The following is a 26,785-nucleotide window of genomic DNA, read 5'->3' as shown; positions in this document are numbered from 1 at the left end:
AAAACACGGCGAACCTCGCACGGTGGAGTCAACTTCGACGGCATGCCGTCATTTCCACCGGCGAATCTAGAAGTGCCTCTCTAGCGGCAAGGTGACTGGATAATTACAAACATGTAATTGGCCATCTGCCGACTTCCCGTTGTATGTATTTAAAAAGGCCACGCGCTTCTTCCAGGTAACTTCAGGAAACAATTCAACGAACTTCAGCGAAACCCGATCACTTCTGAAATTCCTTTAAGACCAGCCACCTACAGAACTTTCAGCATTTCTTCAGCAGCAAGAAATGCGACATCGCCACCGTTGACCCTGAAGTCGCTACAGCTTCTAGACTGCGCGCCTTTCTCGTTGTCGGCCTGAACTTTCCCTACGCCTGCGGCATCACTCTTCACGCAATTACCGGGTAACTATTCATGAAAATCCTGCTTATCGAGGACGACCACAAGACGGCCGATTATCTGCAACAGGGACTGAGCGAAAGTGGCTATGTCGTCGACCGCGCCGACAACGGCGTCGACGGCCTGCACCTGGCCCGCCAGTGCGCCTACGATCTGGTCATCCTCGATGTGAACCTGCCGCAGATGGACGGCTGGGGCGTGCTCGCCAGCCTGCGCCAGCACAGCGACATCCGGGTGATGATGCTGACCGCCCGCGGCCGCCTCACCGAGCGGGTGAAAGGCTTCGACCTGGGCGCCGACGACTATCTGCTCAAGCCCTTCGAGTTCCCCGAACTGCTGGCCCGCGTACGCTCGCTGATGCGCCGCAGCGAACGCATCGACCAGCCGCAGGTCCTGCAGATCGGCGGGCTGGAGCTGGACCCCGGCCGCCATCGCGCCTATCGCGACAGCCAGCGCATCGACCTGACCAGCAAGGAGTTCGCCCTGCTGCACCTGCTGATGAGCCGCAGCGGCGAAGTGCTCTCGCGCACGCAGATCATCTCGCTGGTCTGGGACATGAACTTCGACTGCGACACCAACGTGGTGGAAGTCACCATCCGCCGCCTGCGCGCGAAGGTCGACGATCCCTTCGCCGACAAGCTGATCCACACCCTGCGCGGGGTCGGCTACGTGCTGGAGCCCCGCGTATGAAGCCAGCCAGCCTGTCGCTGCGCATCGGCCTGTGGGTCGGCCTGTTGGGTTCGGTGCTGATGATCCTGCTGCTCACCCTGGCCTATCTAGCCCTCGACCATCAGCTGGACCAACGCGCCCACCGCGAGCTGGAGGACAAGCTCGGGCAACTGCGCCACGCGCTGGAGGCCGACCCCGGCCTCGCCGCCCTCCCCCTGCGCGGCCACGCCCTGCAGGACCAACTGATGGGCCACGACAACCTCAGCGCCGCGCTGCTCGATGAACGGCGCGGGCGAGCGGCGCAATTCAGCAGCGGGCCGCATGCCGATCTGCCGATACTCGATGAGTTCGCCGGCAACGGTCGCGCCTTCGGCTGGACCGCGCCGGACGGCCGCCGGCTGCTCACCGAACGCAGCCTTGTCCGTCTGCGCGACGGCAACAGCCTGCGGGTGTTCCTCACCCTGGATCGGCGCGACGACGACGCGCTGCTCGGCGCTTTCCTGCGTTCGGCCTGGCTAGCGGTGCCACCGCTGCTGCTGCTGATCGCCCTCGGCGCGCGCCTGGTGGCCAAGCGTGGCCTGCAGCCGTTGCGCCAGTTTGGTCAGGTTGCTTCGCTGGTCACCACTCAGGACCTCAGCCACCGCATTCCGCTGCAGGACCTGCCACGTGAGCTGGGCAAGGCGGCGCGGGCACTGAACCTGATGCTGCATCGGCTGGATGGCGGCGTGCAGCAGCTCACGCAGTTCTCCGACGACATCGCCCACGAACTGCGCTCGCCCATCGGCAACCTGCTGGGCAAGGCTCAGGTGACGCTGTCGCGGCCACGGGAAAAGGAAGAGTACGAAGCGGTGCTGGCGGCGAGCACCGAGGAACTGGAGCGGGTCGGTCGGATCGTCAGCGACATGCTGTTTCTCGCCCAGGTCAGCCATCCGCGCACGCTGCTGCCGCAGGAGCCGGTGCGGCTGGAAGAGGAGGCGGCGAAGGTCGCCGAACTGTTCGATTTCAGTGCCGAGGAGAAGTCGCTCTCCATCGTCATCGAAGGTAACGGACTGGTGGTGGGCGACCGCCTGATGATCCAGCGCGCCATTTCCAACCTGCTGTCCAACGCCATCCGCCACACGCCCGAGGGCGAGCGCATCAGCGTGCAAATTCGGGACGATGGCGAAGCCGTGACGCTGCAGGTGCAGAACCCTGGCGCAGGCATTGCCGCCGAGCACCTGGAGCACCTGTTCGAGCGTTTCTACCGGGTGGACAAGGGCCGCTCGCGCGCGCAGGGCGGCACGGGCCTGGGGCTGGCCATCGTGCGCTCGATCATGGACTTGCATCTGGGGTCGACCAGCGCGCAAAGCTCGGAGGAAGGGCCGACGCGCTTCCTCTTGACGTTTCCTTCCTCACCCGACTGAACGCCATCAGTTCAGGATCAGCGGGTGGCGCGGCAGGCGACGCGCTCAGTGCGGTACTCGATGGCCTGCTCGTCGCCGAAGGAATCCTTGTAGCGCAACTGCACCGGAATCACGCCGCAGTCGTTGCTCATGGGCGTTACTGCGACGACCTCGGCGATGTCCAGGTTCATCCCATAGGTGTACTGCTTCGCCTCGGCGATCTGCGTAGGCGACGGTGCGCTCTGGCGGGCCTGCATGGCTTGCTGGCGGGCCTGCTCCATGCGGGCGAAGGTGATGTCGCCGCCACCGTCGGCCAGGGCCAGGGAGGAAGCGCCCAGCAGGGCCGCGGTCAGAAAGATGCGGGAGAGTTTCATGGCAGTCACCTCGTGGTGGTTGAAAGTGACTCCACCTTAAGAGGCCGCCGCTAACGGGAAGCTGAGGCAAGGATGACGATTCGGTTATCCGGCACACGGGCTTCCCTGCCATTACAGGCAATTTCCACCACTCATCCGTGCATTTTCTCAACGGTGAACTCTCGGCGTCCGACAACTGTCTGTGTGCTGTCGGCCCCCCGGGTGGGTTTCCTGGCCATTGGCCACCCGGTCAGTTCTCAATAAGTTTCCCGGCCGACGTTTTCGCTCCCGCAAGGCGGGTTTCGTTCCAAGTCATGTGAAGATTGCCCATGTCCCTATCGCGTCGCTTCCCCGCACGAGTTTCTTCCCTCCAGACCCGCATCCTGGGTGCCTGCCTGTTCGCCGGTCTGCTGGCCGCAGGCGCCCCGGTCAGGGCCGAGGAGCCCGCCAGCAACGCGCGCTGGGTGAACGACAGCCTGAGCACCTACGTGCGCAGCGGCCCCACCGACGGCTACCGCATCGTCGGCACCCTGACCTCCGGCCAAAAGGTCCAGCTGGTCAGCACTTCTGGCGACTACAGCCAGGTACGCAGCGACAGCGGCAGCACCGTGTGGATCGCCAGCAAAGACCTGCAGGAGAAGCCCGGTCAGGCCGAGCGCTTGCCCTCGCTGGAACAGAAGGTCACCGAGTTGACCACCCAGTTGCAGACCATCGACGACTCCTGGAAAAACCGCGTGCAGGGCATGCAGGAAACCCTGGACGCGCGCAAGAAGCTCATCGACGAGTTGCAGGCCGCGCGCAGCGCGCTGGACGCCGAGCTGAACCAGGCACGCTCGCAGCTGCGTGATACCCAGGCGCAACTGGGCGACGAGAACAAGCAGGTGTTAATGCGCTACATGGCCTACGGCGGCAGCATCGCCGGCGCCGGCCTGCTCGCCGGGCTGATCTTGCCGACCATGCTGCGTGTGCGCCGCAAGCGCAGCACCGAGTGGGTCTGACGCTTCAGTCGATGCGCAGCTCGTATTGCCGATAGCCCAGGGCGTCGCTGCCCTGCGGCTCGAACCCGGCGCGCTCGTAGAGGCGCCGCGCCGGGTTATCAGGGCGCACGCTGAGCTTCAGTCGCGTGCAGCCTTCCTGCCGGGCATCGGCGATGTAGCGCTGCAAAAGCGCCGCACCGACGCCCTTTCCCCGCCACGCCACGCTGACGCCCAAGGTGCAAAGCTCTGCACTGCCCTCCTCGGGCAACCAGAAGCTGTAGCCAATACTCTCGCCTTCGTACTCCGCGATGGTCAGGCGCTCGAAGTGCTCCAGCCAGCGCGCGAGGTGCCGGTCGAAGTCTTCGCGCCAGCGCGCCTCATGGGCGGGCTCCCACTGGCGGATATAGGCCTCTTCGCCGCGCTGCACGTAGGGGACATCGGTGATATGGGCGAGGCGGAACGAGAGGTTCATTGCGGGCGTCCATGGCCTTAAACCCCACGAGACTGACGATGCCGGCCAACAGAGGCAAGCGCCTTTGCGACTCACTCCCTCGCCATCCCAAAGCAATGCCGCGCCTGTGGAAACTCGCGCCCACGCACCTCGCTGGCGAAGCGTTCGGCCGCCGCGCCGATCAGCTCGTCCACCCGCACATACTGCTGGGCGAAGCGCGGGATCTGCTCGCCAGATAGTCCCAGCATGTCCTCGGTCACCAGCACCTGCCCGGCGCAAGCGGGTGAGGCGCCGATACCGATCACCGGGATCTCCAGCCGCTCGCAGACCTGCCGCGCCACCGGCTCCAGCACGCCTTCGAGCACCACGCTGAAGGCTCCGGCGGCAGCGACCGCATCAGCGTCGCGCAGCACCCGCGCAACGCCGGCTTCCTCCTTGCCCTGTACCTTGAAGCCGCCGAGGGCGTTGACCTTCTGCGGCATCAGGCCGATATGCGCCATCACCGGAATGCCACGCTCGACCAGGAAGGCGATGGTCTCGGCCATCTCCGCACCGCCTTCCAGCTTCAGCGCCTGCGCTCCACTTTCGGCGAGCACCCGCGCGGCAGCGAGGAACGCCTGTTGCGGCGAGGCCTGGTAGCTGGCGAAGGGCATGTCCACCACCACGCACGCCCGTTGCGAGCCCCGGACCACGGCGGCGCCGTGCGCAATCATGGTGTCGAGGCTGACGGCCAGGGTGTGCGGCATGCCGTAGAGCACCATGCCCAGCGAGTCCCCCACCAGTAGCATGTCGACGTGCGGGTCTAGCAACCGCGCCATGGGCGCCGAGTAGGCAGTCAGCACGACCAGGCTGCCGGGCTCGCGGCGCTGGCGGATGTCCAGGATCGACAGGCGTTGTTGCGGACGATGGCTGCTCATGGTGCTCTCCACGGGTGGCTGATATTGACCGGGGAAGACGCTACCATCGGCCCTCCATGACCCACTTCCGACAGTGAGACAAGCTATGCCGTCAGCGGGACAGGATGCTCTGGCACTTCCCGGCTTCACTTCGCTGCCCCGCCCGGTGTGGCTACGCGCCTTCGACATGCCTGCCGGCCACGAGGTGGAGACCCACTCCCATCCCTGGGGCCAACTGATGTACGCCGCCAGCGGCGTACTCGAGGCGACGACCGAACAGTACGCCTGCGTGATTCCACCGCGCCGGGCGATGTGGCTGCCGGCGGGCGTTCGCCACAGCGCCCGTGCGCGCACGCTGGTGGTGCATCGCAGCTTCTACCTGGCGCCGGAACTGGCGGTCGGCCTGGGGCCGTGCCGCGTGCTGGAAATCTCGCCGCTGCTGGACAACCTCATCCAGCGCGCCAGCGAGTTCTCCCGCGACTACCCCGACGGAGGACCTGAAGCCCGGCTCATGCAGGTGCTGGTGGACGAGTTGCACAGCGCGCCGGACTCCGGCCTGGCCCTGCCGCTGCCGCGTGATGCCCGCCTGCGGCGCGTCACCGATCACCTGCAGGAATATCCCGGCGAACGCCTGGGCATCGAAGACTGGGCGCAGCGCGTCGGTGCCTCGCGGCGCACCCTGGCGCGACTGTTCCGCGACGAGACCGGGCTGTCGTTCCGCGAATGGCGCGAGCGGGTGCGACTGCTGGCAGCACTGCCGAGGCTGGAACGCGGCGAGTCGGTGACACTCATTGCCGGTGAGTTGGGCTACGAATCTACTTCAGCGTTCATCGAACTGTTCCAGCGCCAGCTCCACACCTCGCCTGGAGCTCTGGCGCGGCAGATGCGCGGACGCGACGGATAGGCCGGCGCGAGAAGAAGGAATTCGCGGACAAGGTCCGCTCCTGCGGGTTAACACCAGAATGCACAGACCGTAGGGCGCATAACCCGGAACGGGTTATCCGCCGATTGACCTGCGGTTCGCGAGCTCGCTTCTACGAAGAGCCGTATCGCCGCACCCTGTAGGAGCGAGCTTGCTCGCGAACGCCCAACGCAGGCCCTGCCGTAGGGCGCCGACGTCGGATGGGTGGAGCACAGCGATACCCATCCTACAAAGAGGGACGCGATAGGTTGGCGGCTGCTTGCGCGGACGTTGCCCCCCTCCTGCAGCAAGCCAAAGCAACATGAGAATCTCTTATGTTCATCACAAGAATATTGAGTTTGTCTCATGCAGCATCCACCGGGAAAATCTCGCCATCGTTGATTCAATGGAGAGATTCACATGGCGCTGGCACACAACCTCGGCTTTCCCCGCATCGGCCGCGACCGCGAGCTGAAGAAAGCCCAGGAAGCCTTCTGGAAGGGCGAACTGGACGAAGCCGGTCTGCGCGCTATTGGCCGCGAGCTGCGCGCCGCCCACTGGCAAGTGCAGAAGAACGCCGGCATCGACCTGCTGCCGGTGGGCGACTTTGCCTGGTACGACCAGGTGCTGACCCACTCGCTGACCTTTGGTGTCATCCCGGAACGCTTCCGTGGCCATGGCGAAGCCAAGCCCACCCTGCAGACCCTGTTCGCCATGGCGCGAGGCGTCAGTACGGGGTGCTGCGGCGCGCATGCCCAAGAGATGACCAAGTGGTTCGACACCAACTACCACTACCTCGTCCCCGAATTCAGCGCTGACCAGCAGTTCGAACTGAGCTGGGAGCAACTGTTCGAGGAAGTGGAGGAAGCCCACGCCCTCGGCCATCAGGTAAAACCGGTGGTCATCGGCCCACTGACCTATCTCTGGCTGGGCAAGACCAAAGGGGCCGACTTCGACAAGCTGAATCTGGTCGAGCGCCTGCTGCCGCTCTACGGTCAGATTTTCCGCCGCCTGGCCGCGCAAGGCGTGGAGTGGGTGCAGATCGACGAACCGATCCTCGCCCTCGACCTGCCGCCGGACTGGAAGAACGCCTTCGAGCGCACCTACAACCTGCTGCAGAGCGAGCCGCTGAAGAAGCTGGTGGCCACCTACTTCGGCGGCCTGGACGACAACCTGGGACTGGCCGCCGGCCTGCCGGTAGATGGGCTGCACCTCGACCTGGTGCGCGCACCGGAGCAGTTCCCGACCATCCTCGACCGCCTGCCGGCCTACAAGATTCTTTCCCTCGGCGTGGTCAACGGTCGCAACGTCTGGCGCTGCGACCTGGAGAAGAGCCTGGAAGTGCTGCGCCATGCCCATGACCGCGTAGGTGATCGCCTCTGGGTCGCGCCGTCCTGCTCGCTGCTGCACAGCCCGGTGGACCTGGAGCGCGAAGACCAGTTGGATGCCCAGCTGAAGAGCTGGCTGGCCTTTGCCGTGCAGAAGTGCGCCGAAGTCGCCCTGCTCGCCCGCGCCATCAATCAGCCCGAAGCTCCGCAAGTCCTCGCCGCGCTGGAGCAGAGCCGCACCGTGCAGGCCAGCCGCGCTGCCTCGCCTCGCATCCACAAACCGGAGGTGAAAGCCCGTCTCGCGGCAGTGAAAGCCGCCGATAGCCAGCGCCAGTCGCCCTTTGCCCAGCGCATCGTCAAGCAACGCGCCGGCCTCAACCTGCCGGACTTCCCCACCACCACCATCGGCTCCTTCCCGCAAACCTCGGCCATCCGCCTGGCGCGCCAGGCCTTCAAGCAAGGCAAGCTCAGCGTCGCCGACTACACCGAGGCCATGCACAGCGAAATCCGCCATGCCGTGGAAATCCAGGAAAACCTGGGCCTCGACGTGCTGGTACACGGCGAGGCGGAGCGCAACGACATGGTCGAATACTTCGCCGAGCAGCTCGACGGCTACCTCTTCACCCGCTTTGGCTGGGTGCAGAGCTACGGCTCGCGCTGCGTGAAGCCGGCGGTGATCTTCGGCGACCTGAGCCGGCCGAAGGCGATGACAGTGGAGTGGATCCGATACGCGCAAAGCCTCACCAGCAAGGTAATGAAGGGCATGCTGACCGGCCCGGTGACCATGCTGATGTGGTCCTTCCCGCGCGAGGACGTCTCCCGCGAAACCCAGGCGCGCCAGCTGGCCCTGGCGATCCGCGACGAGGTCGTCGACCTGGAGCGCGCGGGCATCAGGATCGTGCAGATCGACGAAGCCGCCTTCCGCGAGGGCCTGCCACTGCGCCGCAGCGACTGGGGCCGCTACCTCGACTGGTCCACCGAAGCCTTCCGTTTGTGCGCCTCCGGCGTGCGCGACGAAACCCAGATCCACACCCACATGTGCTACAGCGAGTTCAACGACGTGATCGAATCCATCGCCGCCATGGACGCCGACGTGATCACCATCGAAACCTCGCGCTCGGACATGGAGCTGCTGGAAGCCTTCGAGAAGTTCGAATACCCCAACGAAATCGGTCCGGGCGTCTACGACATCCATTCGCCACGTGTGCCGGGCAAGGACGAGATGGTCAAGCTGCTGCGCAAGGCCGCGCAACGGATTCCCGCCGAGCGCCTGTGGGTCAACCCTGACTGCGGCCTGAAAACACGTGCCTGGCCAGAAACGGAAGCGGCGCTGGTTAACATGGTCGCGGCGGCCCGCGAGCTGCGCAAGGACCTGGCACTGCTGGGCTGAGAGGGCGCTGTATGCAGGATGGCGTGGAGCCTAGCGATACCCATCCTACGGGCTGAGGGCGATGACGTCCGCGTAGGGCGCATAACGCCCCAGGCGTTATCCGCCCTACGCTGCTGCTACCGCGGCGATCCGCCAGATGAGCGCAGCGCCGGACAGGCGTACTCTTGGAGCCCTTCGAACCCAGTAATGCGGAACCAGACATGAAGCAGCTGCTCATCATCGGCATCGGCGCCGGCGACCCCGAGTACCTCACCGTGCAGGCGATCAATGCGATGAACCGCGCGGACGTGTTCTTCCTCATGGACAAGGGCGCGGCCAAGGACAAGCTGATCCAGCTGCGCCGCGACATCCTCGGGCGCTACGTCACCCGCGGCGACTACCGCATCGTCGAAGCCGACAGCCCCGAGCGCGTGCGCGAGGGCGACTACGCCGGGCAGGTGCGCGACCTCAACCTCGCCAAGCAGCAGGTGTTCGAGCGCCTGATCGCGGACGAACTGCAGGACGGTCAGTGCGGAGCCTTCCTCGTCTGGGGCGACCCGTCGCTCTACGACAGCACCCTGCGCATCCTCGATGCCGTGCTGCGCGAGGGCCGGGTGAGCTTCGACTACCAGGTGATCCCCGGCATCACCAGCGTGCAGGCGCTCGCCGCGCGCCACCGGGTGCCGCTGAACGCCATTGGCCAGTCGGTGCAGATTACCACCGGCCGCCGCCTGGCCGAGGGCTTTCCGGCCAATGCCGAGAGCGTCGTGGTGATGCTCGACGCCGAGGACACCTACCGCCAGCTGGACGACCCGGAGCTGGAAATCTACTGGGGCGCCTACGTCGGCACGACAGACGAAATCCTCCGTAGCGGGCGGCTCGCCGAAGTCGGCGCAGACATCCAGCGCACCCGCCAGGCGGCCCGCGAGGCCAACGGCTGGATCATGGACACCTACCTGCTACGGCGCGCGCCGAAGGACGCCTGAGCAGCCTGCGCAAAAGCGGCTAGAGTCATTTCGTCGTGCCGCGACGGCTGGTCGCACGCACGGCGACCTGGCCCGGGGTCCAAGCCCGGCGAGGTCTATACTGATCCCGGCGCGCAGAAAGGAAATCCTCTGGCGCGCAGCCTTCGGCGGAGGATGGTCAATGAATGCACCTGGTCCCGTTGTTCGTCCGACGATCCTCATCGTCGACGATGCTCCCGAGAACCTCACACTCCTCTCGGAGCTGCTCAAGCTGCTGTACCGCGTCAAGGCCGCGCGAACCGGCGAAAAGGCACTGCAGATCGCCCAGTCCGACGATCCGCCGGACCTCATCCTGCTGGACGTGATGATGCCCGGCATGAACGGTTTCGAGGTCTGCCGACGTCTGCGTGAAGACATCCGTACGCAGCGAATCCCGGTGATCTTCATCACCACACAGGTCGCCGCCGACGAGGAAATCCGTGGACTGGAACTGGGCGCGGTGGACTACCTCACCAAACCGATCAACCCGCCCACCGTGCTGATGCGCGTGGATAACCAGCTGCGCATCAAGGCCGCCGCCGACTTCCTGCGCGACCAGAACGAATTCCTCGAACAGGAAGTGCAGCGCCGCACCCGCGAGCTGGCGGCGATCCAGGACGTCACCATCATCGCCATGGCATCCCTGGCCGAGACCCGCGACAACGAGACCGGCAACCACATCCGCCGCACCCAGCACTACGTCAGCGCGCTGGCCGAGCACCTGCATCAGCACCCACGCTTCGCCGCCGAGCTGGACGAGGAGACGCGGCAGCTACTGTTGAAGTCCGCACCGCTGCACGATATCGGCAAGGTCGGCATTCCCGACCACATCCTGCTCAAGCCCGGCAAGCTCACCGCCGAGGAATTCGAGCTGATGAAGAAGCACACCACCCTGGGGCTCGATGCCCTGGAGAAGGCCGAGGAGCGCCTGGGCATGGACGTGCCCTTCCTGCGCCTGGCCAAGCAGATTGCCTACGGCCACCACGAGAAGTGGGACGGCTCGGGCTACCCCGAAGGCCTGGCCGGCGACGCGATCCCACTCTCGGCGCGGTTGATGGCAGTGGCCGATGTCTATGACGCATTGATCAGCAAGCGGGTCTACAAGCCCGCGATGTCGCACGCGGTGGCGGTGGAGTACATCCAGTCCCAGCGCGGCATGCACTTCGACCCGGACATCGTGGATGCCTTCCTCGCGCTGGAAGATGAGTTCCGCGGCATTGCCGAGCGCTTCAACGACAGTGATGGCGACCCGGCCGTGGCAACTCCGGGGGCCTGAAAGGCATAACCCGCAACGCTCGCGCCAACCCCGGCCAGGAGGCGGCCCGATGGTGAATCTGCTCGGCTATCTGCAGCGCCTGAAGCTGCGTACCCGGCTGGTGCTAGGGTTCGGCGGCATCCTGCTGCTCGCCCTGTTTCTCGGCCTTTACGGCCTGCATGTGCAGCGTCAACAGATCGAACAGATCAATGTGATCTACGAGAAAGAGATGCTCGGTCTTTCGCACATCGAGGCGGCCCGAGTTGCACTGGCGGGCATGGGACGCAGCATCCGCCAGTTCGTGCTGGCCGCCGACGAGAACGGCCGGGCGCAGGCAGTCAAGCAGTTCAACGAAGTTCGCAGCAACCTGCGCGAGGAAATCGAACTGGCGCGGCCGCTTATCTACCGGACCTCCGCCCAGCAGGGGCTGGTGCGATTCGAGGCCGCCTACGAGGAGTACCAGGATCAGATCAAGCATGTACTGGAGCTCAACGACCAGCCTATCCGCCGCGGACAAGCCACCGATCTGGGGGCCATCGCCCTGCTCTCCTCCACCGCATTGCAACGGCCGGGCGAGGTCGCCAACCAGGCGCTGGCCGAGGTGGCTCAGGTCAAGCGCCAGGGCGCGGACCTGGAGGTGAATCTGGCCACGGAGCGCTTTTACCGCAGTGTCCAGCTGACCATCTGGCTTCTGGTGCTGGGCCTTGGAGGCGGCGTGCTGTTCGGCATCCTGATCAGCCAGTCGATTCGTCGGCCGGCCGACCAGTTGCGGTTCTCGGTGGATGCCCTGAGCAAGGGCGAACTGGATGTGCAGGTACCGTTCCAGGATTACCCCAACGAAGTCGGCGAAATGGCGCGGGCGATCACCGCCCTGCAGTCCGAAGCGCAACAGATGGCCGACCAGCGCTGGGTGAAGACCCAGGTGGCGACGCTCAGCGGGCAGATGCAGTCGGTCGCTGGCTCCAGCGAGCTGGGCGATCGCACCCTGACCGCCCTCGCGCCCTTGCTGGCGCTGCGCCGCGCCTCGCTGCACGTCCACGCGCAGGACAGCGAAGAGCTGGTCCTGCTGGGCAGCTATGCAGCGCCGCCAGACCTGCCCCGGCGGGTGCCCCTCGGCCAGGGTCTGGTCGGCCAGCGCGCCAAGCAGCGCGCGCCGATCCATCTGCACCAGCCCGATCGGCAACACGCGGGCGAGTATGCGCCGCCGCTGTTCCTCGATGTACTCCCGCTGATCCACGGCGAGCGCCTGGTCGGCGTACTGGCACTGGAGGGCCTGAAGGTGCTGGAGCCGATCCAGAGGTCGCTGCTGGACGAGTTCGTGCCGTTGCTGGCGATGAACCTGGAAATCCTCGAGCGCAACTCGCGCACCGAGCAATTGCTCAAGGAGACCCTGAGCCAGGCGGAACTGATGGAGCAACAGGCCGCCGCCCTCCAGGAAAGCGAAAAGCGCCTGCAGTACATCCTCGACTGCAGCCCGGTCAGCGTCGCCATCGCCACCCGCGAGCACCTGCACCTGGTGAATCCCGCGTTCGTCGAGAACTTCGGCCTGAAGGTCGGCGATGCCGCGGTCGGTCTTTATGTCGAGAGGGCCGAACGCGAGGAAATCTGGAACGAGATGCTGGCAGGCGAACAGATGATCGAACGCGAAGTCCGCATGTACGACAGCCACGGTGGCGAGCGCGACATCCTCGCGACCTACCTGCCCGTCCTCCACCATGGCGAGCCCGCCGTGCTCGCCTGGCTGTACGACATTACCGAGCGCAAGCTGGTCGAGCAGCAGACGCATCGCGCCAAGGAGCTGGCCGAGGAAGCGACCCGCGCCAAGAGCGAGTTCCTCGCCAACATGAGCCATGAAATCCGCACGCCGATGAATGTGATCATCGGCATGAGCAGCCTCGCCCTGAAAAGCGGCCTCAACACACGCCAGTACAACTACGTGCAGAAGGTCCACCGCTCTGCCGAGGGCCTGCTCGGCATCATCAACGACATCCTCGACTTCTCGAAGATCGAAGCCGGGATGATGAGCGTGGAGCACGTCGAATTCCGGCTGGAAGACGTGCTTGAGCAGTTCTCGGCGCTGGTCGGCTTCAAGGCCGAGGAGCGCTCCCTGGAACTGCTCTTCCAACTCAGCCAGGACCTGCCGACCTCCCTGGTCGGCGACCCGCTGCGCCTGGGCCAGATCCTGCTCAACCTGGGCAACAACGCAGTGAAGTTCACCGAGCACGGGGAGATCGTCCTTGGCATCGATCCCGTCGCTCTCGGCCCTCAGGACGCGGAACTGCACTTCTGGCTGCGCGACACTGGCATCGGCATGACCGCCGAGCAATGCGGGCGCATGTTCCAGTCGTTCATCCAGGCGGACTCCTCCACGTCGCGCCGCTACGGCGGCACCGGGCTGGGGCTGTCGATCTCCAAGAGCCTGGTGGAGCTCATGGGCGGACGCATCTGGGTGGAGAGCGAGCCGGGCAAGGGATCGGTGTTCCACTTCCACGCACATTTCGGCATCCCCGAGGCGGCCGCGCCTCGGCGCATGCTGCGGGCGGACGAACTGCTCGGGGTGCGCGCCCTGGTGGTCGACGACAACGCCTCGGCGCGGGAAATTCTCTCCGGCATGGCGCTCAGCTACGGCCTCGAAGTGGACGTCGCGCGCAACGGCAACGAGGCGCTGGAATGGATCAGAGAAGCGGAACAGCGGCAGCTGCCCTACCAGCTTGTGCTGGTGGATTGGCAGATGCCGGGCATGGACGGCATCGAGGTGGTCGCGCGGCTGCACGACGGCCACTGCGAGAGCGTCCCGGCGGTGATCATGGTGACAGCCTTCGGCCGCGAGGAAGCGCTCGATGCCGCCCAGCAACGCGGCATCGAGCTGGGCACGGTGCTGACCAAACCCGTGACGCCCTCCACCCTGCTGGAATCGATCAACATCGCCCTGGGCAAGCAGAGCGTCGTCGAGCCGCGCAGCCGCGAACGCCAGAGCGCCGCCGACGAGGCCATGGCCCGGGTCGCCGGCAGCCGGGTATTGCTGGTTGAGGACAACGAGCTGAACCAGGAGCTGGCGATGGAGCTGCTGGGCGATGCCGGCATCGAGATCGTGCTGGCCTGCAATGGCCAGGAAGCGCTGGACCGGCTGGCCGTCGACCGGCATTTCGACTGCGTACTGATGGACTGCCAGATGCCCGTGCTCGACGGTTACGCGGCGACCCAGGCGCTGCGCCAGCGGCCGGAACTGGCGCAGCTGCCGGTCATCGCCATGACCGCCAACAACATGGCCGGAGACCGCGAACTGGCGCTGGCCGCCGGCATGAACGATCACATCGCCAAGCCCGTCGACCCGCCCGCGATGTTCCTCACCCTGTCGCGCTGGATCGAGCCGCGGCAGCGCCGGGACACTGCAAACGCGCCGGCGCCGACGGTATCGCCCGCCAGCCAGTTCGACCTGCCGGACATCGACAGCCGCGCCGGGCTGGCCACCTGCGCCGGCAAGGCGGCACTCTACGAACGACTGCTGCAGCGCTTCCGCACCAGCTACCGAGGCTTCGTCGGCGAGTTTCGTGCCCTCGACTCCACGGCCGACCCGACTGCCCGTCGCCGCGCCGCCCACACCCTGCGCGGCGCAGCCGCCAACATCGGCGCCCTGGCGCTGGCACGGGCCGCCACCGTGCTCGAGGACGCCTGCCAGGGACCTTCCCCGGAAGAGCTGATCTCACGTCTGCTGTTCGATGTGCAGGCGCAGTTGGAAACGGTGCTGACTGGCCTGGCGAATCTCGGCGCAGCGCTCCCCGCAGTGCCTCCTGCAGAAGCACCTGCTGCCGCCCTGCCAGACGAGCAGGTCACAGCCCTCCTCCAGCGGCTGCTCACCTTGCTGGAAGACAGCGACACCAGTGCCGGCGAACTGATCGCCCGGCTGGGCAACGCGTTCTCGGACCCGCCACGGGCCGGGCTGCTGCGGGAGATAACCGAAGCCGTCGAAGGATTTGACTACGAACGTGCCCTGACGCAGCTGCAACGGCTGCTGGACACAATGCCCGAGCCGCTGCGGCCGCAAGCCTGAGCGAGCCGCCTCAGAGCGTCCTGATCGAGGTACTGATCGCCCGTGCGCACTCGATGGCCGCCGGCGCCAGGCGGCGCTCGGCGTCTTCGCGGGTCCAGCGGCTGGTGGGCGCCACCACATGCACCGAAGCCACCGGGCGGCCCTGGCTGTTGCGCACCGGCGCGGCCACCGCCATGTCTCCCAGAAACAGCTCCTCGCTGTTGATCGCATAACCCTTGCGGCGGATCTCGGCGATCTCCGCGAGGATTTCTTCCAGCGACGTCCGGGTGTACTGGGTGTGGCTGGAAAGGTCGCTGCCCTGAAGCAACTCCAGCACCTCGTCATCGCTCAGCGCGCTCAGAAAGGCGCGACCCGAGGCGGTGCAATACATGGGGATGCGGCTGCCGATGGGCAGGTGAATCGGGATGAACTTGGGCCCCACGAAGCGCGCGACATAGAGCATGTCCGTGCGCACCGGCTCGGTGAGGTTGGTGGTCTCGCCGGTAGTCTGCGCCAGCTCCGCGAGGAAGGGGTTGGCCACGTCGACCAGGGTGTCGGCGGCGAGGTAGTTGTAGCCGATCTCCATCACCTGCGGCGTCAGCTGGAAGCGCTTGGTCTGCGGGTGCTTGCTCACGTACCCCAGCGCTTCGAGCGTGTGGATCATCCGCTGCGCCGAACTCTTGGTGATATCCGCAGCCTCGGCTACCTCCGCCAAGTTCATGGTGCGGTTGCGCGCGTTGAAGCCGCGCAGCACGGCCAAGCCCTTTTCCAGTGACTGGTTGAACAGGCTGTTTTCGTTGTCGCTCATGTCTCGTCCTTGGCAGGAAACATGCCTTTATCAGGCCACAAATATCGATATGCGATATTTATAAATCTCTTTACGATTCTTGTAAATCATTTATATTGCGACCAACGCCTCCTGCCGATACTTGAGGCTATCCATAACGCATAAAGACAACAAATCCGCGTCAAATGGGAGTTCACCAATGCATCCTCGCCTCCGCGTGTTTTCCTGCGCCCTCGCGCTCGTCGCCAGCTGCGCTGCATCCTTCGCCGCCCAGGCCGAACCTCTGAAAGTCGGTGCCACCGCCACCGGCGTGCCTTTCACCTTCCTCGACGTCAAGACCAACAGCATCCAGGGCATGATGGTCGACTCCGCTCAGGCCGTGGCCAAGGCCGGCGGCTTTGACGTGGAAATCGCCCAGACCACCTTCGCCGCGCTGATTCCCTCGCTCACCGCTAAGAAGATCGACCTGATTTCCGCCGCCATGCTGCGCACGCCCGAGCGGGAGAAAGTGGTGCAGTATTCCGACCCGGTGTTCGAGTACGGCGAAGGACTGGTGGTGCGCGCCGACGACGACAAGGCCTACGCCAGCATGGATGACTTCAAGGGCGAAGTGGTTGGCGCCCAGGTCGGCACCATCTTCATCGACAAGCTCAACCAGCGCGGCATCTTCAAGGAAGTGCGCGGCTACGACTCCCTCGCCGACCTCACCCGCGACCTGGCGCTCGGGCGCATCAAGGCCGGCTTCGGCGACCACCCGATCCTCGCCTACCAGATGGCCAAGGGCAGCCTGAAGAAGGTACGCCTGGTGGACAGCTACCAACCGCAGATCAAGGGCGAAGTCTGCCTGATCCTGCGCCAGGGCGACCCGCAACTGCTCGCCCAGGTCAACCAGGGCATCGCCAGCATCAAGGCCGACGGCACCCTCGCCGCCATCATCGGCAAGTGGCACCTGGACTGACGTCCGCCGTTCTCCCCGCCGCTCCCACGACTCATCCGTACCTTTCGCCGGAGCCCTGCGCCCGGTGAAGGGTGGCGGCCGCCCTCAGTTTTCCGCTCACGGAGCCCCTATGTTTCTCCAGAATGCTCTGGACTTCCTGCCCATTCTCCTGAGTGGCGCAGTGGTCACCGTGCAGGTCACGATTGCATCGTTCCTGCTCAGCTCGCTCATCGGCCTGGCCTTCGCCCTGATGATGGTGTCGAAAATCCGCGCCGTGGCGCTGTTCGGCATCTCAGTGGTCAACGTGATCCGCGGCCTGCCGATCATCGTGCAACTGTTCTACATCTACTTCGTGCTGCCGGACTTCGGCGTGCAGCTTTCCGCCATGCAGGCCGGCATCATCGGCCTGGGCATCGCCTACTCGGCGTACCAGGCGGAGAACTTCCGCGCCGGCATCCAGGCTATACAGCAAGGACAGATCGAAGCCGCCGAATCCCTCGGCATGCGCGGCCCGATGATCATGCGCCGGGTGGTGCTGCCGCAGGCCTTCCGCATCGCCCTGCCACCCTACGGCAACACCCTGGTGATGATGCTCAAGGACTCCTCGCTGGTGTCCACCATCACGGTGGCCGAGATGACCCGCGCCGGCCAGCTGATCGCTTCCTCGACCTTCGAGAACATGACCGTCTACACCCTGGTCGCCCTGCTCTACCTGGCCCTGAGCCTGCCGCTGTCGTATGCCCTGCGCCGCCTCGAAGCGCGCATCGCCACGAGGAAGAAAGCATGATCCGCATCCAGTCGCTGCACAAAAGCTACGGCAGCACCCGTGTCCTCGAAGGCATCGACCTGTCGGTGGAAAGCGGCCAGGTAGTGTGCCTGATCGGCCCGTCCGGCTCGGGCAAATCCACCCTGCTGCGCTGCATCAACGGCCTGGAAACCTACGAGGGTGGCGACATCCTGGTGGGCCAGGAGCGCGTCGACCGCCACGCCCATTCCATCCACGAAATCCGCACCCAGGTGGCGATGGTGTTCCAGCGCTTCAACCTGTTCCCCCACCGCACCGCGCTGCAGAACGTCATGGAAGGCCCGGTGTACGTGAAGAAGGAGCGCCCGGACGCCGCCCGCGAACACGCCCGTGCCCTGCTGGAAAAGGTCGGCCTGAGCCACCGCTTGGACGCCTACCCGGACGAACTTTCCGGCGGCCAGCAGCAGCGCGTCGCCATCGCCCGCGCCCTGGCCATGCGCCCCAAGGCGATTCTCTTCGACGAGCCGACCTCGGCGCTGGACCCGGAGTTGGTGGGCGAAGTACTGGCGGTGATGCGCAAGCTCGCCGACGAAGGCATGACCATGGTGGTGGTGACTCACGAGATGGGCTTCGCCCGCGAAGTGGCTGACAAGGTCTGCTTCCTCTATGGCGGCCGCATCGTCGAGGAAGGCACCGCCAAGGATGTGCTCGGCGCGCCGAGCCAGCCGCGCACCCAGGAATTCCTCCGGCGCCTGCTCAACACCGACGGGGGCCAGGCATGAACGCCCAGCCCCTGGCGCTGCCGCCGTCGCTCTGGGCGGCCACCGCGAACGCCGGCCCGGCCACACCGGCGCTGGCTGAAGACAAGCAGGTCGACGTCGCCATCGTCGGCGCCGGCTACACCGGGCTGGTGACCGCCCTGCACCTGGCCCGCAACGGCGTGCGCGTCTGCGTGCTGGATGCCGGCGAGCCGGGCTGGGGCGCTTCCGGGCGCAACGGCGGGCAGGTGATCCCCGGCCTCAAGCATGACCCGGACGACCTGCGGCGCATGTTCGGCGGCGACAAGGCCGAACGCCTTATCGAGGTCGCCGGCGGCGCTGCCGATGAAGTCTTCGAGCTGATCCGCCGTTACGACATCGACTGCGAAGCTACCCGCAAGGGCTGGATCCAGCCCGCCGCCTCGCCCGCCGCCCTGCGCGCCATCGAGAAGCGCGCCGGGCAGTGGCGCCAGCGTGGCGTGCCGGTGGAGATGCTCGACAAGCGCAGCGTTGCCCAACGCATCGGCAGCAACGACTACCTCGGCGCCTGGGTCGACCCGCGCGCCGGCAGCGTCCAGCCGCTGAGCTACGTGCGCGGCCTGGCTCGAGCCGCATTGACAGAGGGCGCCGCCATCCACGGCCACAACCGCATAACCGACCTGCGTCGCCACGGCAGCGGCTGGCAGCTCAGCACCGATAACGGGCACAGCGTGACCGCCGAACGGGTGATCCTCGCCACCAACGGCTACACCGACGACCTTTGGCCGAAACTGCGGCAGACGGTGATCGCCGCCAACAGCTTCATCGTCGCCACCAGGCCCTTGCCGGAAAACCTGCGGCGCAGCGTGCTGCCCAATGGCGAAGTCTGCTCGGATGCGCGCCGGCTGCTGCTGTACTTCAAGCAGGACGCTCGCGGCCGGCTGTTGTTGGGAGGTCGCGGCCCGTTCGCCGAGCCACGCTCGCCCGGCGACTGGCTGCACCTGAAGCGCTCCCTGCTGGGCCTGTTCCCGCAGCTGGCCGAGGTGGAGTTCGAGTACCAGTGGAGCGGCCGCGTGGCGCTCACCCCGGACTTCATGCCACGGCTGCATGAGCCGGCGCCGAACCTGAGCATCCTGCTGGGCTACAACGGCCGCGGCATCGCCATGGCCTCGACCCTGGGCCGTCACCTGGCAGAACGTGTGCTGGAACGCGAGAAGGACTTCCCCTTCCCCATCACCCCGGTGCGGCCGATTCCCTTCCACGGCCTGCAGCGCCTTTACCTGGGCGTGGGCATCGCCTGGTACCGGCTGCTCGACGCCATTCTCTGAGAGTGCCCGGCCTGGCGTCTTCGTCAGGCCGGACTGCCTTCCTGCAGCGCCGCCAGATAGGCGCGCGGCGGCTGCCCGGTGTGCTCGCGAAAGCAGCGATAGAACACCGATAGCGAATTGAAGCCCACCGCGAACGCCAGTTCGTCGATGCGCGCCGCCGGCTCCTCGCGCAGGCGCTCCAGCAGATGACCGATGCGCGCCTGGTTCAGGTAGCGGTAGAAGCTCTGCCCGAGCACCTGATTGAGCAGGTAGGAAATCTGGTTGCGCGTGTAGCCGGTGGCCCGCGCCAGGCGCTCCAGGTCCATCTCCGGGTCGAGATAGGGATGGGCGCTGCCGAAGTAGGACTCGATATCCAGCAGCATCTTCCCCACCTGGGCCGAGTTCAGGCCCAGGCGACGCTGGTCCTTGACGCCCTCCTCGCGCTGCTCGCGCACCGGCGTGGCGTACTCGTGGACGCGCCAGATCAGGCCGTCGCGCACGGTGATCGCCTCGCTGGCACGGAACGAGGCCAGCCGGCTGCTGCGCCGCAGGGTCAGGCGCGAGCGGTACTGGATGAACGCCGTGTCGCCATCGGCGCGAATCTGGTCGATGTGTTCGATGTGATGCTGCGGGCTGCGCGGCATGGCTGTGCGGATATAGCCGGGCAGCTCGCTGGCGGGGATTTCCAGGTCGTTGTAGAAGTCGCAGTACTGCACCTGCGGATGAAACATCGCCAGCACGCCTTCGACGTCGCGGTTCATCCAGCACTGGTGGTAGCGCGTGACCACTTCGCGGGTGCGCTCGGTTTCATCGTTCATGGTTTTCCCTCCGCCTGGGCCGCAGCGTAAGGCGTGGGCTGCGCGCTGCACAGCGCCGCGGGTCCGCAGCGGCATCGCCGATTCCGCCCGTGCACGGAAGAACGACGCAAAGCCGCGCCGCGCCTAGTTTTCGACCAGGGCCGAGAACAACAGAACAAGGCCCGTTTCCCACCTGCCGATCGCATTGGCGCCGCGCAAGCCGGCGTCCTCCAGGAGTGAAGATGAACAAGCGTGCTTTGGGTTGTCTGGCCGGCCTGCTGGCCGGTGTCGCGCTGCCGGTGCTGGCGGCGCCGCAAGAGGTGCATTTCGCCAACTGGGCCGACTACATCGGGCCGACCGTGCTGCAGGACTTCCAGAAGGAAACCGGGATCAGGGTGGTGCTCGACGCCTTCGAGTCCGACGAAGTGCTGGAGGCCAAGCTGCTCACCGGGCATTCGGGCTTCGACGTGGTGGTGCCCTCGGCGGACTTCCTCGCCCGCCAGCTCAAGGCCGGCGTCTATCGCCCGCTGGACAACGCGCTGCTGCCCAACCGCAAGAACCTCGACCCCGACCTGCTGGCCCGCGTAGCCCAGTCCGACCCGGGCAACCGCTTCGCCGTGCCCTACCTCTGGGGCACCGTCGGCATCGGCTACAACCCGGCGAAAATCAAGGCCGCGCTGGGCGCCGATGCGCCGCTGGACTCCTGGGACCTGGTGTTCAAGCCGGAGAACCTCGCCAAGCTCAAGGGCTGCGGCGTGGCCTTCCTCGACTCACCGGCGAAGATCCTGCCGCTGGCCCTGCACTACCTGGGCAAGGACCCCAACAGCAACAACCCGGCGGACTACGAGGCCGGCACCAAACTGCTGGAAAGCCTCAAGCCCTCGGTGACCTACTTCAGCTCGACCAAGTACATCGCCGACCTCGCCAATGGCAACGTCTGCGTGGCCATCGGCTTCTCCGGCGACGTGCTGCAGGCGCAGAAAAGCGCGCAGGAAGCCGGCGGCGCGGTGGATGTCGAGTACAGCGTGCCGAAGGAAGGCACGAACATCTGGTTCGACAACCTGGCCATCCCCAAGGACGCCCGCAACCCCGAAGGCGCCCATGCCTTCATCAACTACCTGATGCGCCCGGACGTGATCGCCAGGACCAGCGACTACCTGCACTACGCCAACGCCAACGTGCCGGCCAAGGCGCTGATGGACCCGAAGGTCCGCGAAAACCCGGCGGTCTACCCCAACGCCGAGCTGGTCAAGGGCATGTACGTCAGCCTGCCGCCGAGCCCGTCGATCCTGCGCCTGATCACCCGCGACTGGAGCCGGATCAAGTCCGGGGTCTGATACTCGACGCCTTCATTGCAAAGCAGCAGCCCCGGTCGCCCCTGGCGTCCGGGGCTTTCTGCATTCGAGCGGACGCCTTTTTCACGGCGATTCCCAAGCCTTGCGGAAAGTGGATAGAACGCAATCGGGACTCCCGCCGACACTAGCCTCGCCTGGCAGCAAGACGCTGCATGTGCACCCATTACAAATCCAAAAACACCCGAGGCTTGTATGACCACCCCCGCCGAGCAACTGGAGCAACGGCTGAAGCAACAGAAAATCACCGAAGTCGAATGCGTGGTGAGCGACCTCACCGGCATCGCCCGCGGCAAGATTTCCCCCACCAACAAGTTCCTCGGCGAGGGGGGCATGCGTCTCCCCGAAAGTGTTCTGCTGCAGACGGTCACCGGCGACTTCGTCGATGACGACGTCTACTACGACCTGCTGGACGAAGCGGATATCGACATGGTCTGCCGTCCCGACCCGGATGCCATCTTCCTGGTGCCCTGGGCGCTGGAACCGACCGCGATGGTCATCCACGACACCTTCGACAAGGTCGGCAATCCCATCGAGCTGTCCCCGCGCAACGTGCTCAAGCGCGTGCTCAAGCTCTATGCCGACAAGGGCTGGAGCCCAGTCGTGGCGCCGGAGATGGAGTTCTACCTGACCAAGCGCAGCAGCGACCCGGACTTCCCGCTGGAAGCACCCGTCGGCCGCTCGGGCCGCCCAGAAAGTGGCCGCCAGAGCTTCTCCATCGACGCCGCCAACGAGTTCGACCCGCTGTTCGAAGACGTCTACGACTGGTGCGAACTGCAGGGCCTGGACCTGGATACGCTGATCCACGAGGACGGCCCGGCGCAGATGGAAATCAACTTCCGTCACGGCGACGCGCTGAGCCTGGCCGACCAGATCATCGTGTTCAAGCGCACCATGCGCGAAGCCGCGCTCAAGCATGACGTCAGCGCCACTTTCATGGCCAAGCCGATCACCGACGAGCCCGGCAGCGCCATGCACATTCACCAGAGCGTCCTGGACATCGCCACCGGCCAGAATATCTTCGCCGCTGAAGACGGCTCCATGAGCCAGCTGTTCCTGCATTACATCGGCGGCCTGCAGAAGTACATCCCGAAAGTGCTGCCGATGTTCGCGCCCAACGTGAACTCCTTCCGCCGTTTCCTGCCGGACACCTCCGCGCCTGTGAACGTGGAGTGGGGCGAAGAGAACCGCACCGTGGGCCTGCGCGTCCCCGCCGCGCCGCCGATCGCCATGCGCGTGGAAAACCGCCTGCCGGGCGCCGACGCCAACCCGTACCTGGCGCTGGCCGCCAGCCTGCTCTGTGGCTACCTGGGCATGATCGAGCAGATCAACCCCAGCGCCGCCGTCCAGGGCCGTGCCTACGAGCGCCGCAACCTGCGCCTGCCGATCACCATCGAGGACGCGCTGCAGCAGATGGAAGACTGCGCCGTGCTCAAGGAATTCCTCGGCGAGAAGTTCGTGCAGGGCTACGTGGCGGTCAAGCGCACCGAGCACGAGAACTTCAAGCGCGTGATCAGCTCCTGGGAGCGTGAGTTCCTGCTGCTGAGCGTCTGATTCCGCGTCACCGACTTCACAACAACAATTCGGGAGTCCCCATGAGACTGCTGCGCACCCTTGCGCCCTTCGCCCTGGCAGCCCTTGCCTCGGCCGCACACGCTGCACCGACGGTCAGCATCTACAACTGGACCGACTACATCGCTCCGGACACCCTCGTGGGCTTCCAGAAGACCACCGGGGTCAAACCGGTGTACGACGTCTTCGACTCCAACGAGACCCTGGAAGGCAAGCTGCTGGCAGGCCGTTCCGGCTACGACGTGGTGGTGCCATCCAACCACTTCCTGACCCGCCAGGTGCAGGCCGGCGTGTTCCTCGAACTCGACCGCAGCCAGTTGCCGAACTGGAAGCACCTGGACCCGACGCTGCTCAAGCTGCTGGAACAGAACGACCCGGGCAACAAGCACTCGGTGCCCTACCTGTGGGGCACCAACGGCATCGGCTACAACGTCGCCAAGGTCAAGGAAGTGCTGGGCGTCGACAAGATCGACTCCTGGTCGGTGCTGTTCGAGCCGGAGAACATCAAGAAGCTCCAGGCGTGCGGCGTGGCCTTCATGGACTCGCCCGACGAGATGATCCCCTCGGTACTCAACTACCTGGGCCTGGATCCCAACAGCACCAACCCGGCGGACTATCCCAAGGCCGAGGCGAAGCTGGTGGCGGTGCGCCCGTACGTCACCTACTTCCACTCGTCCAAGTACATCTCGGACCTGGCCAACGGCAACATCTGCGTGGCCTTCGGCTACTCCGGCGACGTCTTCCAGGCCGCCGCCCGCGCCAAGGAAGCCAAGAACGGCATCGAGATCGCCTACAGCATTCCCAAGGAAGGCGCGAACCTGTGGTTCGACCTGATGGCAATTCCTTCCGATGCCGGTCATCCGGAGCAGGCTCTGGCGTTCATCAACTACGTCCTCGATCCGAAGGTGATAGCCGGCATTAGCGAGTATGTCGGCTACCCCAGCGCCAACGCTGACGCCAAGACCCTTCTGCCCGAGGAAATGCAGAACAACCCCGAGGTCTACCCGAGCCAGGCCGTGCTCGACAAGCTGTACATCGCCAAGGCGCCGCCGCCCAAGATCATGCGCCTGATGACCCGCAGCTGGAGCAAGATCAAGTTCAACCAATGAAACGAGAAAGTCCCATGAAGCACACCGAGGAGCACGCCGCGTCCTATTACGCCGCGACCGCCCGTGATCGTCAGCAGTACCCTTCCCTCAACGGGGATGTGCGGGCGGACGTCTGCGTGATCGGCGGCGGCTTCACCGGCGTGAACGCCGCCCTGGAGCTGGCCCGTCGCGGCCACTCCGTGGTGCTGCTGGAAGCCCGGCGCATCGGCTGGGGAGCCAGCGGGCGTAACGGCGGGCAGTTGATCCGCGGCATCGGCCACGACGTCAGCGGCTTCGCCAAGTACGTCGGCGAAGAAGGCGTGCGCTACCTGGAGCAGGCGGGTGTCGATTCGGTGGCCCTGGTCGCCGAGCGCATCGCCGAACTGGGCATCGAGTGCGACCTGCGCTGGGGCTTCTGCGAGCTGGCCAATACCCCGGCGCAGTATGCCGCCATGGTCCGCGAGCAGGAATCGCTTAGCACTTCGGACTACCCGCATGAGACCCGTCTGGTGCCACCAGAGCGCATGCGCGAAGTGGTCGCCAGTGACCTCTACGCGGGTGGACACATCGACATGGGCTCGGGCCATCTGCATCCGCTCGACCTGGTCAAGGGCGAAGCCCGCGCGGCCAAGGCTTTTGGCGCGCAGATTTTCGAGCAAAGCCCGGTGCTGCGCATCGAGCATGGCACCACGGCCGTGGTGCACTGCGCCCAGGGCCGCGTGCTGGCGAACACCCTGGTACTTGGCTGTAACGCTCACCTCGACGAGCTGGAGCCGAAGCTCACCGGCAAGGTACTGCCCGCCGGCAGCTACGTGGTGGCCACCGAGCCGTTGTCCGAGGAATTGGCAGCGCAGCTGATCCCGCAGAACATGGCGCTGTGCGACCAGAAGGTCGGGCTGGACTACTACCGCCTGACGGCCGACCGTCGCCTGCTGTTCGGCGGCGCCTGCCACTACTCGGGGCGCGACCCAGCGGACATCGGCGCCTACATGCGGCCGAAGGTGCTCAAGGTGTTCCCGCAGCTGGAGCAGGTGAAGCTCGACTACCAGTGGGGCGGCATGATCGGCATCACAGCCAATCGTTTCCCGCAGGTCGGCCGGCTGAAGAACCATCCGAACGTGTACTTCGCCCAGGGCTATTCCGGCCACGGACTGAACGTCACACACTGGTCAGCCAAGCTGCTCGCCGAAGCCATCCACCAGGGTGAGAGCAAGGGGCTGGACCTGTTCAGCGCCGTGCCGCACCTGACCTTCCCCGGCGGCAAGCTGCTACGTTCGCCGCTGCTGGCGCTGGGCATGGCGTGGTATCGGGTGCGCGAGTTGCTCGGCTGATCGCTGGCGCTGCTGTAAACGAAAAAGCCCCCGATTCGGGGGCTTCTTTTATCTTCTGCGGCGGACTGCATCCGTGATGGTCCGGCGCGCTGGCTGTCGCAGGCACGGCCAGCTCCTACACGGAAGGTCCGTAGCTCCATAGTAGGAACGGGCCATGCCCGCGATCCGCGGACAATGTCCGCGCCCATGACGGGTCGCCGCTACCAGACCCGACCGCCCTGCTTCGCCGTGGTCTTCGGATACTCGCCGAACAGCGCGAAATACGACTGGGAAAAACGCCCCAGGTGCCAGAACGACCACTTCATCGCCACCTCGGCCACGGTCATGCCGGACTCCGCGGCGGCCAGCAGGTCGCGGCGCGCGGCGTTCAGGCGGCGATTGCGCAACCAGACAATGGGCGGAATGCCGGCGTAATGCAGGAACGACTGCTGCAGCGTGCGCGGCGAAACGCCCACCTTGGCGGCGAGATCGGCCATGCCAAATTGCTCGTCGGGGCAGTCGTTCACCACTTCCTTGACCCGCTGCACCACACGTTTGGCCTGGACGATGGAACGCGCGCGGCGTTCGCCATCCAGGGGCGCTTCGCACAGCAGCGAGAAACAGTGCGAGACGATGCTCTGCGCCATACCCGGCGCATCCATTGGATCGTCACCGGACGAAGCGCCGGTTAGCAGGTTGCTCAGCGAGGTCGCCACCGACTGGCAGTGGCCCGAGCGCAGCGGCGTCAGCACCAGGTCGGCAAACGCGTCGGCCGGCTGGCCCCAATTCGCCGATTCCTTGATCACCACAGCCACCTCGCGGTAGTTCTCGGGAGTGACCCAGGCGTTGCGGGTTTCCCCGTCGAGCAGGTAGAGGGCGTTGTCGGACATGTCGAAGCTGAATACCAGCGCGCCGGGCGGGGCGTGGAACTCCTGCTCCACGCGCAGGTTCATCTGCTCTTCAAAGAGCTCGATCCCCTCGACTTCGGCGTGCAGGATGCGACCGGCGAATCGCCCGGCGGACATCTGCGTGTACTGCTGTTCCCAACCAGGAATGGCTATGCGCTGCTGATCTACTTCCTGTGCTTCGACAACCCGGATCGCCATACCCAGCCCTGCTGGTTTTTTCAGATGGGGAAGGCTA

General features: G+C 65.6%; 22 protein-coding genes. 16 read left to right on the top strand and 6 right to left on the bottom strand.

Annotated features, from left to right (window positions below):
- Positions 1-410: 410 nt before the first annotated feature.
- Positions 411-1,085, top strand: a complete 675-nt coding sequence (locus ACIPK7_RS29360; RefSeq protein WP_192430964.1) for a heavy metal response regulator transcription factor — start codon at positions 411-413, stop codon at positions 1,083-1,085.
- Entirely contained in the window at positions 1,082-2,467 is a 1,386-nt protein-coding gene (locus ACIPK7_RS29355) for a heavy metal sensor histidine kinase (protein WP_192430963.1), read from the top strand. The genes ACIPK7_RS29360 and ACIPK7_RS29355 overlap by 4 nt, the downstream gene beginning before the upstream one ends.
- A gap of 17 nt (positions 2,468-2,484) precedes the next feature.
- On the opposite strand, the gene ACIPK7_RS29350 is transcribed toward ACIPK7_RS29355, so the two are convergent.
- Positions 2,485-2,820, bottom strand: a complete 336-nt coding sequence (locus ACIPK7_RS29350; RefSeq protein WP_192430962.1) for a co-regulatory protein PtrA N-terminal domain-containing protein — start codon at positions 2,818-2,820, stop codon at positions 2,485-2,487.
- 308 nt (positions 2,821-3,128) lie between these two features.
- Between ACIPK7_RS29350 and ACIPK7_RS29345 the strand changes: the two genes are divergently transcribed.
- Positions 3,129-3,797: a TIGR04211 family SH3 domain-containing protein gene (locus ACIPK7_RS29345; protein WP_192430961.1), complete on the top strand. Its 669-nt coding sequence runs from the start codon at positions 3,129-3,131 to the stop codon at positions 3,795-3,797.
- 4 nt (positions 3,798-3,801) lie between these two features.
- Here the strand turns inward: ACIPK7_RS29345 and ACIPK7_RS29340 are convergent, their stop codons facing one another.
- Complete coding sequence (locus ACIPK7_RS29340; RefSeq protein ID WP_192430960.1) at positions 3,802-4,248, bottom strand: GNAT family N-acetyltransferase; 447 nt, start codon at positions 4,246-4,248, stop codon at positions 3,802-3,804.
- A gap of 71 nt (positions 4,249-4,319) precedes the next feature.
- Positions 4,320-5,144, bottom strand: a complete 825-nt coding sequence (gene panB / locus ACIPK7_RS29335; protein WP_192430959.1) for a 3-methyl-2-oxobutanoate hydroxymethyltransferase — start codon at positions 5,142-5,144, stop codon at positions 4,320-4,322.
- Positions 5,145-5,229: 85 nt separating this feature from the next.
- Here panB and ACIPK7_RS29330 point away from each other — a divergent pair, with 85 nt between their 5' ends.
- The 5 genes from ACIPK7_RS29330 (at position 5,230) to ACIPK7_RS29310 (ending at position 15,031) form a co-directional block, all read left to right on the top strand.
- The gene (locus ACIPK7_RS29330; protein WP_192430958.1) at positions 5,230-6,027 is read left to right on the top strand and encodes a helix-turn-helix domain-containing protein; all 798 of its coding nucleotides are present in this window, start codon (positions 5,230-5,232) and stop codon (positions 6,025-6,027) included.
- 417 nt (positions 6,028-6,444) lie between these two features.
- Complete coding sequence (gene metE / locus ACIPK7_RS29325; protein WP_401091851.1) at positions 6,445-8,742, top strand: 5-methyltetrahydropteroyltriglutamate--homocysteine S-methyltransferase; 2,298 nt, start codon at positions 6,445-6,447, stop codon at positions 8,740-8,742.
- A 200-nt stretch (positions 8,743-8,942) separates the two neighbouring features.
- Complete coding sequence (gene cobF / locus ACIPK7_RS29320) at positions 8,943-9,707, top strand: precorrin-6A synthase (deacetylating) (protein WP_401091849.1); 765 nt, start codon at positions 8,943-8,945, stop codon at positions 9,705-9,707.
- A gap of 160 nt (positions 9,708-9,867) precedes the next feature.
- The gene (locus ACIPK7_RS29315; RefSeq protein WP_192430955.1) at positions 9,868-11,001 is read left to right on the top strand and encodes an HD-GYP domain-containing protein; all 1,134 of its coding nucleotides are present in this window, start codon (positions 9,868-9,870) and stop codon (positions 10,999-11,001) included.
- A gap of 49 nt (positions 11,002-11,050) precedes the next feature.
- A complete protein-coding gene (locus tag ACIPK7_RS29310) occupies positions 11,051-15,031 on the top strand; it encodes a response regulator (protein WP_401091847.1) in 3,981 nt (1,326 codons plus the stop codon).
- Positions 15,032-15,041: 10 nt separating this feature from the next.
- Here ACIPK7_RS29310 and ACIPK7_RS29305 read toward each other — a convergent pair whose 3' ends face one another.
- Positions 15,042-15,818, bottom strand: a complete 777-nt coding sequence (locus tag ACIPK7_RS29305; protein ID WP_081516971.1) for an IclR family transcriptional regulator — start codon at positions 15,816-15,818, stop codon at positions 15,042-15,044.
- Between the two features lie 178 nt (positions 15,819-15,996).
- Between ACIPK7_RS29305 and ACIPK7_RS29300 the strand changes: the two genes are divergently transcribed.
- The 4 genes from ACIPK7_RS29300 (at position 15,997) to ACIPK7_RS29285 (ending at position 19,544) form a co-directional block, all read left to right on the top strand.
- Positions 15,997-16,755 carry an ABC transporter substrate-binding protein gene (locus ACIPK7_RS29300; protein WP_401091845.1) on the top strand — a complete coding sequence of 253 codons (759 nt, stop codon included), beginning with the start codon at positions 15,997-15,999 and terminating at the stop codon, positions 16,753-16,755.
- A gap of 109 nt (positions 16,756-16,864) precedes the next feature.
- Positions 16,865-17,521, top strand: coding sequence for an amino acid ABC transporter permease (locus ACIPK7_RS29295; protein WP_038803618.1), 657 nt, complete (start codon positions 16,865-16,867; stop codon positions 17,519-17,521).
- The gene (locus ACIPK7_RS29290) at positions 17,518-18,261 is read left to right on the top strand and encodes an amino acid ABC transporter ATP-binding protein (RefSeq protein ID WP_401091843.1); all 744 of its coding nucleotides are present in this window, start codon (positions 17,518-17,520) and stop codon (positions 18,259-18,261) included. Before ACIPK7_RS29295 ends, ACIPK7_RS29290 begins: the two co-directional genes overlap by 4 nt.
- Positions 18,258-19,544 (top strand): NAD(P)/FAD-dependent oxidoreductase, encoded by a 1,287-nt coding sequence (locus ACIPK7_RS29285; protein ID WP_401091841.1) that lies wholly within the window; start codon positions 18,258-18,260, stop codon positions 19,542-19,544. The genes ACIPK7_RS29290 and ACIPK7_RS29285 overlap by 4 nt, the downstream gene beginning before the upstream one ends.
- 23 nt (positions 19,545-19,567) lie before the next feature.
- On the opposite strand, the gene ACIPK7_RS29280 is transcribed toward ACIPK7_RS29285, so the two are convergent.
- Complete coding sequence (locus ACIPK7_RS29280) at positions 19,568-20,341, bottom strand: nuclear transport factor 2 family protein (protein WP_253450511.1); 774 nt, start codon at positions 20,339-20,341, stop codon at positions 19,568-19,570.
- 221 nt (positions 20,342-20,562) lie between these two features.
- Here ACIPK7_RS29280 and ACIPK7_RS29275 point away from each other — a divergent pair, with 221 nt between their 5' ends.
- From ACIPK7_RS29275 to ACIPK7_RS29260, 4 genes are all read left to right on the top strand, one after another.
- Complete coding sequence (locus ACIPK7_RS29275; RefSeq protein ID WP_192430950.1) at positions 20,563-21,657, top strand: polyamine ABC transporter substrate-binding protein; 1,095 nt, start codon at positions 20,563-20,565, stop codon at positions 21,655-21,657.
- Between the two features lie 210 nt (positions 21,658-21,867).
- Positions 21,868-23,226 (top strand): glutamine synthetase family protein, encoded by a 1,359-nt coding sequence (locus ACIPK7_RS29270; protein ID WP_192430949.1) that lies wholly within the window; start codon positions 21,868-21,870, stop codon positions 23,224-23,226.
- Between the two features lie 41 nt (positions 23,227-23,267).
- Positions 23,268-24,353, top strand: coding sequence for a polyamine ABC transporter substrate-binding protein (locus ACIPK7_RS29265; protein ID WP_192430948.1), 1,086 nt, complete (start codon positions 23,268-23,270; stop codon positions 24,351-24,353).
- A 14-nt stretch (positions 24,354-24,367) separates the two neighbouring features.
- Entirely contained in the window at positions 24,368-25,663 is a 1,296-nt protein-coding gene (locus ACIPK7_RS29260) for an FAD-binding oxidoreductase (RefSeq protein ID WP_192430947.1), read from the top strand.
- 200 nt (positions 25,664-25,863) lie between these two features.
- On the opposite strand, the gene ACIPK7_RS29255 is transcribed toward ACIPK7_RS29260, so the two are convergent.
- Positions 25,864-26,748, bottom strand: coding sequence for a helix-turn-helix domain-containing protein (locus ACIPK7_RS29255; RefSeq protein WP_192430946.1), 885 nt, complete (start codon positions 26,746-26,748; stop codon positions 25,864-25,866).
- Positions 26,749-26,785: the final 37 nt, after the last annotated feature.

This window comes from Pseudomonas sp. NPDC086581, from assembly GCF_044746165.1.
In the GTDB taxonomy this organism is placed as follows: domain Bacteria; phylum Pseudomonadota; class Gammaproteobacteria; order Pseudomonadales; family Pseudomonadaceae; genus Pseudomonas.
This window is presented reverse-complemented; position numbering and strand designations above follow the sequence as displayed.

Excerpts from the sequence above, each read along its gene's own strand:
- ACIPK7_RS29360 (WP_192430964.1), top strand. The coding sequence starts at position 411 with ATGAAAATCCTGCTTATCGAGGACGACCACAAGACGGCCGATTATCTG.
- ACIPK7_RS29355 (WP_192430963.1), top strand. The coding sequence starts at position 1,082 with ATGAAGCCAGCCAGCCTGTCGCTGCGCATCGGCCTGTGGGTCGGCCTG.
- ACIPK7_RS29350 (WP_192430962.1), bottom strand. The coding sequence starts at position 2,820 with ATGAAACTCTCCCGCATCTTTCTGACCGCGGCCCTGCTGGGCGCTTCC.
- ACIPK7_RS29345 (WP_192430961.1), top strand. The coding sequence starts at position 3,129 with ATGTCCCTATCGCGTCGCTTCCCCGCACGAGTTTCTTCCCTCCAGACC.
- ACIPK7_RS29340 (WP_192430960.1), bottom strand. The coding sequence starts at position 4,248 with ATGAACCTCTCGTTCCGCCTCGCCCATATCACCGATGTCCCCTACGTG.
- panB (WP_192430959.1), bottom strand. The coding sequence starts at position 5,144 with ATGAGCAGCCATCGTCCGCAACAACGCCTGTCGATCCTGGACATCCGC.
- ACIPK7_RS29330 (WP_192430958.1), top strand. The coding sequence starts at position 5,230 with ATGCCGTCAGCGGGACAGGATGCTCTGGCACTTCCCGGCTTCACTTCG.
- metE (WP_401091851.1), top strand. The coding sequence starts at position 6,445 with ATGGCGCTGGCACACAACCTCGGCTTTCCCCGCATCGGCCGCGACCGC.
- cobF (WP_401091849.1), top strand. The coding sequence starts at position 8,943 with ATGAAGCAGCTGCTCATCATCGGCATCGGCGCCGGCGACCCCGAGTAC.
- ACIPK7_RS29315 (WP_192430955.1), top strand. The coding sequence starts at position 9,868 with ATGAATGCACCTGGTCCCGTTGTTCGTCCGACGATCCTCATCGTCGAC.
- ACIPK7_RS29310 (WP_401091847.1), top strand. The coding sequence starts at position 11,051 with ATGGTGAATCTGCTCGGCTATCTGCAGCGCCTGAAGCTGCGTACCCGG.
- ACIPK7_RS29305 (WP_081516971.1), bottom strand. The coding sequence starts at position 15,818 with ATGAGCGACAACGAAAACAGCCTGTTCAACCAGTCACTGGAAAAGGGC.
- ACIPK7_RS29300 (WP_401091845.1), top strand. The coding sequence starts at position 15,997 with ATGCATCCTCGCCTCCGCGTGTTTTCCTGCGCCCTCGCGCTCGTCGCC.
- ACIPK7_RS29295 (WP_038803618.1), top strand. The coding sequence starts at position 16,865 with ATGTTTCTCCAGAATGCTCTGGACTTCCTGCCCATTCTCCTGAGTGGC.
- ACIPK7_RS29290 (WP_401091843.1), top strand. The coding sequence starts at position 17,518 with ATGATCCGCATCCAGTCGCTGCACAAAAGCTACGGCAGCACCCGTGTC.
- ACIPK7_RS29285 (WP_401091841.1), top strand. The coding sequence starts at position 18,258 with ATGAACGCCCAGCCCCTGGCGCTGCCGCCGTCGCTCTGGGCGGCCACC.
- ACIPK7_RS29280 (WP_253450511.1), bottom strand. The coding sequence starts at position 20,341 with ATGAACGATGAAACCGAGCGCACCCGCGAAGTGGTCACGCGCTACCAC.
- ACIPK7_RS29275 (WP_192430950.1), top strand. The coding sequence starts at position 20,563 with ATGAACAAGCGTGCTTTGGGTTGTCTGGCCGGCCTGCTGGCCGGTGTC.
- ACIPK7_RS29270 (WP_192430949.1), top strand. The coding sequence starts at position 21,868 with ATGACCACCCCCGCCGAGCAACTGGAGCAACGGCTGAAGCAACAGAAA.
- ACIPK7_RS29265 (WP_192430948.1), top strand. The coding sequence starts at position 23,268 with ATGAGACTGCTGCGCACCCTTGCGCCCTTCGCCCTGGCAGCCCTTGCC.
- ACIPK7_RS29260 (WP_192430947.1), top strand. The coding sequence starts at position 24,368 with ATGAAGCACACCGAGGAGCACGCCGCGTCCTATTACGCCGCGACCGCC.
- ACIPK7_RS29255 (WP_192430946.1), bottom strand. The coding sequence starts at position 26,748 with ATGGCGATCCGGGTTGTCGAAGCACAGGAAGTAGATCAGCAGCGCATA.